Origin of the sequence: Nostoc sp., assembly GCF_036917095.1 — a bacterium.
Lineage (GTDB): Bacteria > Cyanobacteriota > Cyanobacteriia > Cyanobacteriales > Nostocaceae > Nostoc.
Genome location: NZ_JBALFH010000059.1, coordinates 17,056 through 31,730 on the forward strand (window position 1 = coordinate 17,056; position 14,675 = coordinate 31,730).

A 14,675-nucleotide genomic window follows, 5' to 3' on the forward strand; every position below is an offset into this window, starting at 1 on the left:
ACTGAAATGTATTCTCCAAAGCGTTGTAATAAAACAGTTTGTTTTGCAAGTTCATCTTGAATCTGCTCACTTGTTAAATATAATTTCGCTAGTTGTAGTTTATTTTTTACTTTGTTAATGAGTTAATTAATATCATATTGGACATTGTTAAGAAAAACGACACTAATTGCCTTGGCAGTAATGCCGGGAAAGCTCTCGTTGACATTACCATCGACATCGCGCCAGTGGACACTGCCATCTGAATTGATGAAGTAACAAGCACTCGGCGTAGATGGATCAGCAGCTATTTCCGAGACTTTTTCACTGAAGATATCCCACCGACTATGCTCTGGTGCCCAGCGTGTCCAAACCCCATTTTCTTGAATAGCCCAAAGTCGATTATTTCCTCCGACACTGATTGCCTTGGCAGTAATGCCAGGAAAGCTCTCGTTGGCATTACCATCGACATCGCGCCAGTGGACACTGCCATCTGAATTGATGAAGTAACAAGCACTCGATGTGGAGGGGTCAGCAGCTATTTCCGAGACTTTTTCACTGAAGATATCCCACCGACTATGCTCTGGTGCCCAACGTGCCCAAACCCCATTTTCTTGGATAGCCCAAAGTCTTCCTGATGGCGAGTTGCTCATATTTAATCATCCTCTGTTGTAAGTAAGATTGATTAGAACCAGTGTTTCCGTTCTATACCTTTAAGACGATTGCAGAGTTAGATTTCTGAATTTTTTGAGTAAGTGTCTTTTGTTTCTAACTCGCTCCCCATAAAAGCAGCATCAAGAGCCAGAACCCTTTTGCGCTTTAGCTGATAACCGTTTTAAAGCCTCTTGAACTTCACCACGAGCAGGATAGAGCAGCTGCTGACTCAAAGCACTTCGATAAGCCTCGATCGCACTGCTCACATCCTCTAATCCCTCCAAGGCTCTCCCTTGCCAGTAACAAGCCATAGCCGGATCTAACTCCATCAATTCCTTTGTTAACTGACAAGCCTCTTGCCACCACTGCCGACTCGCCGCATCATTCCCCAGTACCCGATAACTCTCCCCCAGCCACACCGCAGCAGATACAGATGGCAGATAACTCCCCGCTTCTGGCAACAATTGGCATCCTTGTGACAAGGCCTCCACGGCTTCCTGGTGTTTCCCCGCCAGTGCCAATACCCGCCCATGACGAAACCAGCTATCCGCCAAATTGGGCTGAAGTTGTGTCCCCCTCCCAGAGACACTACACCCCCGCTCAATTTCCTGAAAACCTTCCACCAGCACTCGCCCTGCCGTTGCCCAAACACTCCAGTGTTCAGCAAAACGCTCAAGCATTTCCTCCACTACCGAAGCAAGAGTGGTATTTTCCCTCTCTCCTCCCAGAAGAGGTTCTGGGGGAAAGGTCATCTCTACAGCCAGCAAAATCTCGCACAACGCCCGATAGATTTCACGATCCTTGGGGTACAGATAATAAACTTTCAGCATCGCCTGAACTGCTTGCTGGTATTCACCCGTGTGGAACAAACATCGCCCATAGTAATACCAGCCACTAGGATTATTTGGGTGTTCCTGAGTAAACTTTGCCAACACCCCTACACCTTTGCCCCACTCCCCCCGGAAAAGGTGATAATATGCCAGCAGTTCATGAATAGCTGCCGCACCAGGAGCTAGTCGCAAAGCATAACTAATCATCTGTTTAGTCTGCTTGCCCTCGTCATCGAATACTAATCTCATCCGGCAACGATTATCTATCTGTCGTTTGAGTAGTCGGAAATCATCTGGAGCTAACTCTCCTACTTTACTTAAGCGCCGCCCAGCTTCCCGAACGTTACCCACCGCCATCAGGGCGTCATAGCTGTTAATTAGCGCTATAATATCGTCTGAGTCGAGTGACAAAACCGCATCAAAGGCTCGCAAAGCCGCGATCGCATCCTCTTTTGCCATGTGTATCTGCCCCAATGCCAGCCAGTGAGCTACGTTATCTGGTTCAAGAGTTGCCGCAGACTCAAAAGCCGTGATCGCCCCCTGACTGTCACCAATACATACTGCGATCGCTCCACGAATATGTTGTCCTGTTGGCTCATTTTGTGCGATCGGCAAGGCATTCTCATAAACCGCTATTGCCTCAGAATCTTGTCCAATTAGCTGCAAGATTTTCCCCAATTTCAACCGCACCTCAATCAATAGAGGTTGGCGCTCAATGACTTGGCGATACTCCTCAACCGCCCGTTCCCATTGACCTATTGCGTACAGCAGATTAGCCAATTCCAACCGTTTCTTCCATCCAGAAGGATATTGCTGCACGTACTGATTTAATGTTTTCAGCTTCTGTTCTTGTCGCGTTGGCTTTTGGTCTAAGACTAGGTAAAAATTTAACTCCACACCAAAGGACTGGGTGAGTGATACCAGGTATGAGACAATGTTTTTAGACATGTTGCTGTTATCTCATAATTAATTCTCTCACCAATGCTCTCCATAGTCTTGACTATTTGAGAGTCGGATATCATCGTTTCATAAGATAAGCATCTCTCCACCACAGGTTTTTCGCTTTTGCCCAAAGGTTTGGAGGAATCTAACAAAGAATCATCTAACCCTGACAAATACCTTCTCAAATGCTTTTGCAGAATATCTCGTGCTTGTTGGATTCGCTTATAAACGTTATTTAGGGAGATCCTGAGATGTTGAGCAATTTCTTGATACGACTTTTTCTGAACAAAGTGCAGAACAAATGGCTCGCGCAGTCTGGGTTGTAAGTCATCAATGGCACGGCAGATGAACGCCCCCAACTCTTTACGCATGAGCCCTGCATCGGGTGTCTCGAACATTGAGACTGGTGAAAAGTTTTCTCCCACAGTCATCGCTTCCAAACTCTCAACTTTCTTAGCACCGCTATTACGTTCTCGATGTATATCTATGCAGAGGTTATGAGTCAGCCGAGTTAACCAAGCTCTAAAGTTGGTGATGACACCAGTACATTCTTGTACCTTCTTCCAGGCTTTGAGCATCGCTCGACTGAGCACGTCTTCGGCATCAGTATGATTACCGCCCATCCATCGCAAACAGCAACGGTAAAGATAGTCTTGATTCAGCTCCCATTGCTGCCAAAAGGCTGAACTTATATTTCCACTGCAACTATGCACTTCCAAGATTGCAACTGCTTGAGTACCCATGATAATTCTTTTGAGGAGATGTTAATCTATGTGTGTTGTTGTACGTAAGCCAAAAGGGTTGCAGTAGACCAATGAAGCAGACACAGCTTGATTTTTAGCCCTTTCATTGCATGAAAAGCTCTCGTCAGACAGGATATCTGATCGGAGAATATAGTCAGCAAGCTTTGAGTTATTGAAAATAGAGTTGTCACCTGATCAGAATCTACAATCTGAAACCCTTAATTTGTAGATGTTTAAGCTTAAGAGAAGATTAGTCCGTGACAAATCTAATATTCACAACAACATTGGTCTCAAACCCTTGTACATATTTGGTTACGAATTTCCCGACTGGTTTGGTAGAAGTATCGGTAAGATAACACCCATAAGAAGTATTAGTTGACAACACCCTGATTCCGTATGTCCCTATTTGCTGAAATCGAACTCAGACAATAGCTTGGGACAATTGGTGCTAAACTGATACGCGTTTAAATTGTATATTTTGACGTTAAGACTGTACTTTGTCATTGGTCATTTGTTCTTGAAAATACAAATGACCAATAACGAATGACAACCCTTTGCTGACGGACATGCTGCGTAAACACGAGTAAATATACAATTTATTAGGCGTAACAGCTTATTTTAAACATTGTCAACACTACTACTTTTCACACAATTACTTTAAATGAAGCAACTTGCTAGTTACTACTGTATATATACTGAAATGTCAGTATTTTTATTGGATATTCTTGAAAATCTACGTATTGACAAATTAGGCACATAATGAAACAAGAGAAATCAGTAAAAACAGGCGATCGCTTTATTAACTGTATTGTTAGGCTGCAAAAGAGTTCTTGTTCTTGAGGCTTGTTTCATGGCGTGCATCGAGTTAGGAAAAAAAACTTCTAACTCAAAAGATTCAGAAATTGCTCTCTGGAATCGTCTTAAAGATGTAGAGACACAAAGTTGATAAACATATGTATCATAACCTATTTTTTTCTACAAACTTTATTTTGAGGTAAGGATTCAGGTGTCTTTAACTTTTCTTAAATAACCTTAATGTGTCTTATCTACACAAGTTCTAAAAAAAGGTGTTTCTTGAACCTGCTTTCAAAGATCCAGTCCTGTTTGTTCGTCATCAAGCTGCGATCGCTTCCAGTAAAAAATTTCAAAAACCCTCAACATCTTCTCCTCCCACACCACTGGAGTCTTCCCCAAAAAGCCAATCACTATCATTATCAGCATTACCTTCGCCATCCACTTGAAGATTTAAGGAAGGTATTAGCTGTTCAATCTGGCTTTCAAGTCGGGAGAGCGCCAACGTTAAAGAAGCAAGTTGCTCCCTATCCTTCTTAATTTCATTTGAAATCCCCACCCGCAATTGATTTACCCTTTCCTGGAGAGTATGTACTTCCGTTTTAGTCGCAGAAGGAATACTCACTTTCTCTGACAATGCGGCGATTTGAGCTTTCAAAGCTTCAATTTCGGCAGCAGTTGCACTATCTGCATCATTTGGACTCTCTTCAGAGAGTGCATTTCTAATACAATCCAGCACAAACTCTTTAAAAGTTAAGCGCAACTCCTCAGCACGCTGCTTGGCCTGCTTCACCAACTCCCGGTCTTCTTCTGAGAGAAGTTTTATATTTATCTGCGGATATTCCACCAGTCCCTCGCGCTTTTGTTGTGGAAAAGTGAGAAGTGAGAAGAGTAGGGGAAGTGGGGGAAGTAGCGGGAGTAGGGGGAGTAGTGGAAGGAAATGCTCTTTCTCCCCCAGCTTCAAAAGCGATGGAATAGTTATTTACTTGCAAGTCTCTTAGTGCTTCATCAACCAAGATTCCGAATGATTAATCATATTGACTAATCCACTCAAAATCTGGTTATAGGTTCCGTAGAGTTCTCGACCAATCTCAACATCCAAGTAACCACATTTAAGACTAAACTCTATCCAGGTTTGAGTTTCGGCTGCTTCTGCTTGTCTGCGACACGCTCCGCGAACACAGTCATTCAATTTTGCGACGAAAGCTGCCTCATATCGACGCTTCCTCCATGCCTCAGCTAAATTCGCACACACAGAGCGAGATAGCGAAGCGTTAGCGACGTTAGGAGCGTCTGAACGACGAATTTGATCGGTAAGCGAATACCTTTCCTCCACAGGAAACTTTTTCGATAATTCAAAAATTTGCATCGCCGTATCAAATGCCATCTTGTAAATTTCTAAATCTTGATGCTTTCTAACCAGTTCTTTAACCATTTGCTTCTCTGTCTAATATTTACTCACTCCCCCGACTTCCCCTACTCTTCTCACTACCATCATCGCATACGGGATATCCGCGTATATACGATATAGATGATTTTATATGGGCAATTGGATCGTGTCTGGGAAACAACTATCATAAAGATACCGGGAATTGTCATTCTCGGCATCATAATCATCAGTGGGGATTGGGGATTTATCTTATGGAAAATTTACCTGTATTAAGCGTAGAATCACTTGCTGTGGAGGTGGTGACTCTGCCGCTTGATGAAGCCCGGGTTGCGCTTGTGGATTATTATTTTCCCAACCGCCAGAGAATTAATTCGACGGAGCAGCTAATTGAGCTATGGGTACATTCTGTCACTATTAAAAGCGACCAAACGCGACGGGCATATCGGCAAATTGGTTATGAGCTTGCTGATTATATGCAGTCGCGGTTTGGGATATCTGATTTTAGGATGGTAACGTTATTCCATCTACACGCTTATCTTGCTTGGCTAAAGGATGAAAAGCCAGTACGGGGGCAGAAAAATACTTATGGAATTAGTAAAAATACGGCAGCTAAATACACTGCGGCGATTAAAAGTTTGTGGGAGTGGGGTACTAGAGCTTCTATTGGTTATTTTGCTATCGACTTGGGCAAGGACTTAAGTATCCAATGGGACGATAAGCTCGCAGAGCGCATTCTGTCGGAACGCGAGATTGCTAAGTTGGAAAAAGCGGCGATTGAAGTAGATTTGCAACACAACACTAATAAGATGCATTGGCTGCTGTTAACTCTCGTCTTTTACAGTGGGGTGAGGGCGGGAGAAATTGCGCGGCAAACTTCTGATTATGGTAAGCGCATAGTTACACCGGGGTTATTTTGGCGGCAGTTTCGGGAGGATGGAGATTGTCTGTTATTAACTGTGACGGGGAAACGAAATAAAACCAGAACCATTAGTCTCGATCCGGAGACGAGTGCGGTGCTACTGGATTACCGTGGCGATGCCAGCAACGATCAGCCGGTGTTTCCTAGTCCCAGTCGGCGGGATAGGGGTAAACCTCTAAGCGATCGCGGATTGCGGTTGATGATGGCGGAAATTTCTGCTTTTGCGGGAATTAAGTTCAGCGCCCACTTTCTGCGCCACACTCACGCGACGCTGGCTAAGAAAAATGGAGCTTCTGATTTTGACTTGCAAGCAGATTTGGGCCATGCTTCGCCTGCGACGACTGCAAAGTACATTCACCATGTCGGGCGTGTTGGGACTTCTCACGCACTGCGTAAAAAAAGCAAACATAGGTAAAAAAGCAATCGCCACCGGTTCATGGCGGGTACGCCATCGCGCTCATGCGCTCCAAAATGATAGTGTCAAGGTAGTTATCAAGATGGATGACACGCTCACTCAGTCGCGGAGAGTCCAGATTTACCTAGACATTACCTAGACATGAGCCAAACAGGGAAAAACAAGAAACTGGCATCTTTTAACTGCGACCAAAAGATGTGGGAGCAGTTTATCGCCCGTTGTAAGTCGAAAGGGACGACGGCAACAGCCACGCTGACCCAATTTATCGAACTCTACCTAGATGATATAGATAACCTTGATGCAATTGGTGGCGATAATTTAGATAAACGCTTGGACTCTAAGATTAAGGCAAGTGTTGAGGAGTACTTAGTTGCTGGTAACAATAGTAACGGCAGTGCTACGAATGAAACGATATTAGCTATTTGCTCACGACTTGATAAGCTGGAGTCACAGTTTTCAAGTGAATCTAGCAACGAAACCGGAGCAATCCATAATCTCGCCGATTTATCAGAAAAAATTGAGGGGATAACAGCCCGAATGACACAGTTTACCGAGGCGATTATTAAAATTCAAAATCATCTCAACAATCAACAAAAGCGGGGCAATAAATCGTACAACAACAATTCATCATTCAAAGTGCATACTCCCCGAATGCAACCATTAAGCGAAGAAGGTTTAGCTTCAAGACTTGGTGTAAGTCAAGAAACTGTACGCGAACAGCGAATTAAGCTGCACCCACCGCTTTTTGTGGCATGGTGCAAGGGCAAGGATAAATCGGGTATGGGGTGGGAATTTAACGAAAATACGGGATTATATCATCCGGCAAGTTAGTATTTTTATTATTTTCAAGAATTTCTGAATTTACACTGATTGGCGCTGTTAATGCGATCGCTCTTAGCGCATGAGTGCGATGGTAACTGAAGAAAAGTATGTCAAACTTTGCAGGCGAGTATTTTAGAGTCAGAAATCATAAATTCATAAACAGAGATTGCAGTTATCAATTTAACCCGGAACAGGTGAAAGCTGCCCAATAATAAGGGTGAGAGAAAGGTTTAGACTCTCCACAAAAAGATTCCAAATCTTTTTTTGCGTCATAAATTCGGTTGCCGATTTGGGCATACTTTTTATATTCTTCATTGCGTTGCTGATACATTTGAGAATCTTGTGGATGAATATCCCGTTCTTCTTGAGTTTTTTTACGCAGCGTGTAGGTTTCCTTACCTTTCTGCGTCAAAAAAGAACTTAACTTAGGTTTGTAAATGGTGGTAAGAGTTTCACCTGTAAGGGTACGCAGTTCAAATTGAGCTTGTCTAATTGATTGAAGTCGTTTGTTTCCCTGATGTCGGAATTGATAGTAAAATAGTGAAAATAGTGCTGTTGCCAAGTCATCTACTGCCCAGAGTGTACTGATAACACTTCTAGCGCCAGCACAAAGAAAACCTGTTGAAAGAGTGAGAATATCGTCGGTTATTTCAGTCACACCTAAACCAGTTTCGCAGCAAGATAGAAATACATCTTCTAACTGAGGAGTGCGCCAACTTGGCATTAATAACTGACTTAATGTAATACAGCCATCTCCTAAAATTAATGCTGATTCAAGAGGATTATCGAGCCGCGAACGCGCATGATGACTAGAATGAATTACTTGAACTTTTTGTATCAGTTGACGATAGTTGCTGACACTAGCTTCTTGACTACCTTTTAAACGTTGATTATCAGGAATATTATACAAATTTGCTAGTTGTTCTCCTTCCCAACTAGCGTAGGGTAAATCTTCAGTAGCATCTTCAACAATACCGTAGTTCATAAGACTACTGACTGAGGGACGGTTGTGACAAAATTCTAAAATTTGGCAGCTAGGAACGTAACGAATTAAAAATTTATCTCCCAGATATTGACTTGATGCTATTGGTAAAGCAGCAAAAGGAATTAGATGTAATGCTAGATGAGGAACAAGAATCAATTCATCAATATTTTTTAGATGTTGTGCAATTAAATCATTTAACTTTAAGACTTCAGCTAGTTCTGCTATTAAAAAAATAAATTGCTCTTTCCAAGTATCTTTGTGATGAACATATTGCCCTAACCAGTGAGTGAAAATCGATGATTGTAAAGTTTCAAATCCCAATTCCGTACAAGTGTGCAAAGTAATTTGATTCTGCCGGATGATAAAGATATGGGTGTGATTCGAGGTAGTATAAAAGCTCAGAATAGCTGTTGTAGGTACTTTAATTAGCTGCTGTATCGATGACAAATTCATAGGACTTACTTTAATTTGACCAGCCAGAACAGGATCTAGACGGCGCATTTGTTCCCAAATTTGCTGTTTTTCAGCTTCCAAATCTGCAATAGTTTCGTTATAAGCTTCGATAGCAGCCCGACTATGTGGGCTTTTACCGAGTTTATTACCATCCAAGTTACTGCTATTATAATGGTGTCTTAGTTCATTATCAATTTGCCGTTGTATAGCTTCAAAATCTTGTAAATACTGTTGAATTTCAGCAGGAATTTCACCATCTGAATAAAGGTCATTACTTGCCATTAAATCTACGAGTCGTTTTGAGCGAGAACGTTCGACATATTCAACAGCTTTATTCAGTTGTTTATTATTAATACAAGCTTGCACCATATTTTCATAAACATGGAGAGAATTCTCTAAAATTTCTTGACGGCGTGACTCGGAATTTACCCAAATGCGACTAGTTTCTACAGCTTCAATCGCCACACTATAACCCCTAATAGCTTCAGCCCAATCACCAATGTTAAAAGCAGTTTTTCCTAACATTTCTCCTACTTTTAGGCATTCGTCAGGAAAAGCGGTGGGAGTGAAGATTTTTAAAGCTGAACGATAAGAGGTAATTGCTGCTTCTATTTGCTGTTGTTTTAAGAAGACATTTCCTAAATTCAGATGAGTCATCGCCCATTGTCGGGGAGATTCATCTTTGGTGAAGACTTGTAAAGCAGATTTATGAGCAGCGATCGCCTTTTCTAAATTTTCGCTCCTATCCCCATGAATTCGGTGAAGATAGGCATTAGCCAAATTCATGTGTACTTCTGCCCAATTTGTGGGAAAAGCTGCTTTTGTGTAGACTTGTAAAGCAGATTGATTAGCAGCGATCGCCTTTTCCACATTTTCTGCTGCATTACTATAGCGGTTCTCATTCAGATGAGGTACAAAATTATATCGCAAGATGTAGGGGCACGGCACTGCCGTGCCCTTACGGGTGTACGTCACTAGGTCGGGAAACGCTATATAGCGATAGACAGATGCCAGATTCATTTGAGTTTGTGCCCAAAGTTCTGGGAAGTCTTCACGAGTACGAATGGAAAGGGCATTTTGATAACAAGCGATCGCTTTTTCTAAATTCTCAGCTTTGTCACCTGTAATGCGATCGCGGTAAACAATACCTAAATTATTTTGGATTTTTCCCCATCCTTCAGGAGATTGATCGCGAGTGAAAACCTGCATCGCAGTTTCACCAGCCTTGATTGCTAGTTCTGCATTCTCTACTTGATCGCCACGAATCCTATTACCATAAGCAATAAGCAAATTAATTTGAATTTCTGCCCATTCTTCAGGAAACTTTTCACGGTTACAGAATTGTAAAGCATTGTTTAAGTAAGAAAGGGATTTCTCCAGGTTTTCTGCTTGCTCACCTTTTATTCGACGGTGGTAAACATTGCCCAACCAGAATTGACACATACCCCATACTTCTGGGAAAGCTTCATAAGTCAAAATTTTAGAAGCCATTTCATACCCTGTAATAGCAATCTCTAAATTATTCACCTCATTACCCTGTCGAAATTCTTTAATCTGAAGACTCAAACCTACAAGACTTACAGCAATAAATTTTGCATACTCTGGCGACGCTTCAGACAGAATAGTTGTTGTTGTTAATCGCCATACCTCCGCAAAACGTTCATCGAGTTTATGTTTATTGGCTTCCAGTAACGGATATAAACTTTTAGGTTTTTCTTGGTTTTCTAATAATGGTTCTAATGCTTCAAATAACTGAATCTGCAATATTTCCCGAATAGTATTTTGAATGTTTTCCCATTGTTCAGGAAAATCTTTTTTGGTAAAAACGGTAGCAGCTACTTCATAACCTGTAGCAGCAATTTTTAAGTTAATTGCTTTATCGCCTTGTGGAAACTGTTGAATCAGATTACTAAAACTTAAAATAGTTGCAGCAATTTGAATAGCTTGCCCTGATGGTATGTGCCCGAAAACATCCTCAAGCTTTTGTAAGTGTTGAACAAATTGTTCATCTAATTTATTCAGGTTATTTTCTAGTATTTGATATACAGCTTGCGATTCTCCATTGCTTTCAGCAGTTACTTGTAATACCTGTCCGAGGAATTGGGAATTTGAGTAAATTTGCTGAAATTCATCAGTATCCAAAAAAGTTAAAAGATGTTGAAAACCAGAACGTTCTGCATATTCCCTGGCTTTATCTCGTTCCCCATTGGTGATACAAAAGACCACCATATTTGTGTAGGCAAATATCTCTTCGGGAATTTCTTGTTTCTGAGAAATTCCAGCCCAATGACGGCTTTGTTCAACAGCTTCAATGGCGATCGCATAACCTTCAAAAGCTTCTGCTTTCATACCAGCAGCCAAAGCTGTCTTACCTAAACTCAATCCAGTTTGTATGCAATCTCTGGGAAAATCGGTGGGAGTGAAGACTTGCAAAGCAGCACGAAGACAGTCAAGCGCTTCAGTAAATTTATCTGTTTCCCAATAAGCATTTCCCAGACTGCTTTTAGTTCCTGCCCATCGTTCAGGATAATCAGAAACGGTGTAAATTTCTAAGGCGTTAATATATGCCGAAATCGCCTTTTCTAGATTCTTTTGTTTATTACCCAGAATTCTTTGAGTGTAGGCATTGGCAAGGTTATGTTGGCTGCTAGCCCAATAATAGGGCGATGCCGAACGGGTACGCACTTGTAGGGCGACTTGATAACAAGCGATCGCCTTTTCTAAATTCTGTGCCTTATCACCTTGAATTCTACAAAGGTATGCATTCCCCAAATTATTTTGGAGCATTCCCCAAAGTTCAGGAAGTTGAGCGCGGTTAACAACTTTTAAAGCAGTTTCATAGCAAGAAATTGACTTTTCGATATTTTCGGCTTTGTCTCCTGTAATTCTGTCAGTATAAAGAAGTCCGAGATTATTTTGAATCGTCGCCCATTGTTTAGGAAGAGACTCGCGAGTAATAACTTCCAAAGCTCCCAGACAAGCTGCAATTCCTTTTTCCAAGTTATCGGCGCGATCGCCTTTAATCCTGTGACGGTAAGCTGGTGCTAAATTTAATTGAATTTCTGCCCATTTTTGTGAAAACGCTTCACGGGTAAAAATTGTAGTAGCAACTTCGTAGCCTGTAATCGTAATCTCTAAGTTGATAGCCCTATTACCCAACGTAAATTGCCCGATCAGATTGCTAAACTCACTGATTAGTGTTGCCAGCACCTGTGCTACTTCTGGTTTAGCATTCGGCAAAGTAGAAAAAGCCCAGTTACGAACCTGCTGAACAAAGTTATCATCGAGTTTGTCTCTGTTTGCTTGCAACAAACTGTAAACAATTTGCGGGTTACTTTTGCTTTCTATAATTGTCTGGAATATCTGATCTAAAAGAGGAGGAATATTTAGAGAGTTGGCTCTCGATGGTGCATTGTTGGTGGCATTTGTCGCAGTGGTAACACTTTTAAAAAATGGTGCATTGGGCAGATGCTTGGCAAGATGGATTAAATAATCAGCGAAGTTCTGGTTTCCTTGCTGTGCCATCATGTTAGCCACTTGTTTTATCGCTTTCACTAACCCATCATCAATTAAGTCAGGATGTGCCATCAAAATCTTTGGCTCTTCTCCATCACGACAAGTCAGCAACTGGTGAATTAGTCTGAAATAATCTTCGCTACGTTGTTCCATTCTTAGACACTTCAAGGCAGGCTTATTAAAAGTATGTTACCCATTCCCACAAAAACTACGTAACATCTCCCCAAATTTCTGCTAACTTCTCCAATAGCATTTCGGCTAAATCTTGTAATTCGCTATCATCTTGCTGAATTGCTTCACGAGTAGCACCAACAGCGCGAGTATCTCCAGCTAATATTTCCCCTCCGGCGTATCGCCACTCAAATTCATCGCCAGTTCGGTAAAGAAGCTCAAACTGTGCCACAATCTCTGATAAAGGTTTGTTGTCTAATACAGACCGTACTTGTACTGCCACCGAGTCATCAGTTTGCAGAAATGCGATCGCAACTTCAAGACGAGTAATTTGCTGTAGGAGAGACTCAATCGGCTGGAGTTCTGACACTGCTAGCTGTGCAGGCGGATTCACTTCATCAACGGCCGGTGCAAATCCTAATAGCTGCACTGAATCTAGGCTTTCCTGAAACTGTATAGCTACATAACCAATCCTATTTTCTATAGTATCTGGTAATAAAATGACAGTTTCTTGGGGTAAAACTGGACGGCATTCTAATGTTCCCACATTTGGAATTACCAAATCAGCTAAATTTGATAAAGCTGCTTTAACTGGATTCCAAGAATCTGATGAATTGAAATCTGTTGGTATTTGCAACCATTTTAAATAGCTATGAACTGCGTAAACTGCTAACGCATTCAAATAAACTCGCTTACCTTTTTCTACTGTGCTTTGTTGAGCGGCTAAATGTCTTGCTCTAGAATGAATTTCTAAATCTAGCGGAACCATTAACAAGAGGGAAGTTGTGCTGTTCATAACGATTGCTCCTGTTTATATCCTAAATCTTCGACAATTTTTTGAAGTATTGGTTCGCATTTTCTCTTCCAATGCGAATTGACGGTTGTATAAGGAATGCTCAACTCTCGTGCTATATCTGCAATTTTGTCAGGTGGTTCTTTGAGTGCACGTCTCTGGCTGAGGAATTGACAATTACATTGAACAGAAGAACCAGAATAACTATTTTTGAGCTTACCTTCGGGATCTTGCTCAATGTAAAGCTCTAATTCTAGACCAATCCGTTGCGTAGTTTTTCTTTGAGAGTTTTCAATTAAATTATCTAAACCACTCAAAGTAGAATTGGGTAGATTATCCAGCAGAGTTATTTCCCCAAAGTCTGAGGCTATGGGAGCATCTAAACTGAGTGGAGCATCTTTATCAGGAGAGTACAAATCTCTAATTCGCCAACCAAGGTAGCTATTGATCCACTTCAAAAAGCTTTCGGAAACTGAGGGAGAATTCAGATCAAATTTGGCAAGATTAAGACTGATATACTCTAAAGTACGGTTTAGGGCTGCTGGATAGTCTGGATGAGAAGATTTGGCTAATCCTGGGAGTTGCTGAATTTCTAGTAGTAACCGATTCATGGCAAATCGCCATTTTATGCTGTTAGGTGGTTGTTGACGTACCTCTGTAATTAAGGTATTCAACCGTTGATCTAAATCATCCATGCCATTTTTTTCAAAGGTGTGGTTTTGATGATAGACATTATCTCATTTAGCCAGATGCTTACACCAACGATATCCAGAATTTATCGGAAGCATCTTTTAACAAAATTCACTAAATGCTATTCATAAGTTCTATTTGTAAGTTCAAAAGTCTTTCTATTTTGTGGAGGTAATAGACTGTTCCCACGGGAATTATTACAAGTGAAACAAGCCAAACGCAAATTCGAGAGACTATTAGAGCCGCCCAGACTCTTGGGAACTAAGTGTTCAATGGTTCTTTCAGATTTGGTCATTTGCTTGCTACACCAGCAACAACGGTTTCCATACATTTGTAATAATTGGTGTCTCTTGCTACGCCTAGAGGCTGGAGACATATTAGCCATAATTTAACTGCCTGAGTATCAAGGTTTGAAGGTGTTCACTTGTTTAACAGGGCAGTACTAAAAAATGACGCAGAGTTTTTGATTGCGTTGCAAAAAGCAGAAACTATCAGTAAACCAAAAAGTTTTTCCAAAAAGGCGATCGCTACGCACACCGCAGGCATCATCAATAAACAAACACGTATAAGCAAGTATTATTAAA

General features: G+C 41.5%; 11 protein-coding genes. 2 read left to right on the plus strand and 9 right to left on the minus strand.

Going from position 1 to position 14,675, the window contains the following annotated elements:
• Positions 1–122: 122 nt before the first annotated feature.
• From V7L01_RS34420 to V7L01_RS34440, 5 genes are all read right to left on the minus strand, one after another.
• The gene (locus tag V7L01_RS34420) at positions 123–629 is read right to left on the minus strand and encodes a hypothetical protein (RefSeq protein WP_335042820.1); all 507 of its coding nucleotides are present in this window, start codon (positions 627–629) and stop codon (positions 123–125) included.
• 141 nt (positions 630–770) lie between these two features.
• Positions 771–2,408, minus strand: a complete 1,638-nt coding sequence (locus V7L01_RS34425; RefSeq protein ID WP_335042821.1) for a tetratricopeptide repeat protein — start codon at positions 2,406–2,408, stop codon at positions 771–773.
• The gene (locus V7L01_RS34430) at positions 2,348–3,145 is read right to left on the minus strand and encodes an RNA polymerase sigma factor (RefSeq protein ID WP_335042823.1); all 798 of its coding nucleotides are present in this window, start codon (positions 3,143–3,145) and stop codon (positions 2,348–2,350) included. The genes V7L01_RS34425 and V7L01_RS34430 overlap by 61 nt, the downstream gene beginning before the upstream one ends.
• A 1,144-nt stretch (positions 3,146–4,289) precedes the next feature.
• Entirely contained in the window at positions 4,290–4,784 is a 495-nt protein-coding gene (locus tag V7L01_RS34435; protein WP_335042824.1) for a hypothetical protein, read from the minus strand.
• 150 nt (positions 4,785–4,934) lie between these two features.
• A complete protein-coding gene (locus V7L01_RS34440; RefSeq protein WP_335042826.1) occupies positions 4,935–5,372 on the minus strand; it encodes a four helix bundle protein in 438 nt (145 codons plus the stop codon).
• A 206-nt stretch (positions 5,373–5,578) separates the two neighbouring features.
• On the opposite strand from V7L01_RS34440, the gene V7L01_RS34445 reads away from it, so the two are divergent.
• Positions 5,579–6,661 carry a tyrosine-type recombinase/integrase gene (locus V7L01_RS34445; RefSeq protein ID WP_335042827.1) on the plus strand — a complete coding sequence of 361 codons (1,083 nt, stop codon included), beginning with the start codon at positions 5,579–5,581 and terminating at the stop codon, positions 6,659–6,661.
• 141 nt (positions 6,662–6,802) lie between these two features.
• On the plus strand, positions 6,803–7,492 hold the full coding sequence (locus V7L01_RS34450) for a hypothetical protein (RefSeq protein ID WP_335042829.1): 690 nt from the start codon (positions 6,803–6,805) through the stop codon (positions 7,490–7,492).
• Positions 7,493–7,658: 166 nt separating this feature from the next.
• Here the strand turns inward: V7L01_RS34450 and V7L01_RS34455 are convergent, their stop codons facing one another.
• The 4 genes from V7L01_RS34455 to V7L01_RS34470 form a co-directional block, all read right to left on the minus strand.
• Positions 7,659–12,590, minus strand: a complete 4,932-nt coding sequence (locus tag V7L01_RS34455; protein ID WP_335042831.1) for a CHAT domain-containing protein — start codon at positions 12,588–12,590, stop codon at positions 7,659–7,661.
• A 55-nt stretch (positions 12,591–12,645) separates the two neighbouring features.
• A complete protein-coding gene (locus V7L01_RS34460; RefSeq protein WP_335042833.1) occupies positions 12,646–13,404 on the minus strand; it encodes a DUF1822 family protein in 759 nt (252 codons plus the stop codon).
• The gene (locus V7L01_RS34465; RefSeq protein WP_335042835.1) at positions 13,401–14,096 is read right to left on the minus strand and encodes a hypothetical protein; all 696 of its coding nucleotides are present in this window, start codon (positions 14,094–14,096) and stop codon (positions 13,401–13,403) included. The genes V7L01_RS34460 and V7L01_RS34465 overlap by 4 nt, the downstream gene beginning before the upstream one ends.
• A 116-nt stretch (positions 14,097–14,212) precedes the next feature.
• Positions 14,213–14,476 carry an HNH endonuclease gene (locus V7L01_RS34470; RefSeq protein ID WP_335042836.1) on the minus strand — a complete coding sequence of 88 codons (264 nt, stop codon included), beginning with the start codon at positions 14,474–14,476 and terminating at the stop codon, positions 14,213–14,215.
• Positions 14,477–14,675: the final 199 nt, after the last annotated feature.

Bases quoted from the DNA above. Each gene is read 5' to 3' on its own strand.
- V7L01_RS34420 (WP_335042820.1), bottom strand. From the start codon at position 629: ATGAGCAACTCGCCATCAGGAAGACTTTGGGCTATCCAAGAAAATGGG.
- V7L01_RS34425 (WP_335042821.1), bottom strand. From the start codon at position 2,408: ATGTCTAAAAACATTGTCTCATACCTGGTATCACTCACCCAGTCCTTT.
- V7L01_RS34430 (WP_335042823.1), bottom strand. From the start codon at position 3,145: ATGGGTACTCAAGCAGTTGCAATCTTGGAAGTGCATAGTTGCAGTGGA.
- V7L01_RS34440 (WP_335042826.1), bottom strand. From the start codon at position 5,372: ATGGTTAAAGAACTGGTTAGAAAGCATCAAGATTTAGAAATTTACAAG.
- V7L01_RS34445 (WP_335042827.1), top strand. From the start codon at position 5,579: ATGGAAAATTTACCTGTATTAAGCGTAGAATCACTTGCTGTGGAGGTG.
- V7L01_RS34450 (WP_335042829.1), top strand. From the start codon at position 6,803: ATGAGCCAAACAGGGAAAAACAAGAAACTGGCATCTTTTAACTGCGAC.
- V7L01_RS34455 (WP_335042831.1), bottom strand. From the start codon at position 12,590: ATGGAACAACGTAGCGAAGATTATTTCAGACTAATTCACCAGTTGCTG.
- V7L01_RS34460 (WP_335042833.1), bottom strand. From the start codon at position 13,404: ATGAACAGCACAACTTCCCTCTTGTTAATGGTTCCGCTAGATTTAGAA.
- V7L01_RS34465 (WP_335042835.1), bottom strand. From the start codon at position 14,096: ATGGATGATTTAGATCAACGGTTGAATACCTTAATTACAGAGGTACGT.
- V7L01_RS34470 (WP_335042836.1), bottom strand. From the start codon at position 14,476: ATGGCTAATATGTCTCCAGCCTCTAGGCGTAGCAAGAGACACCAATTA.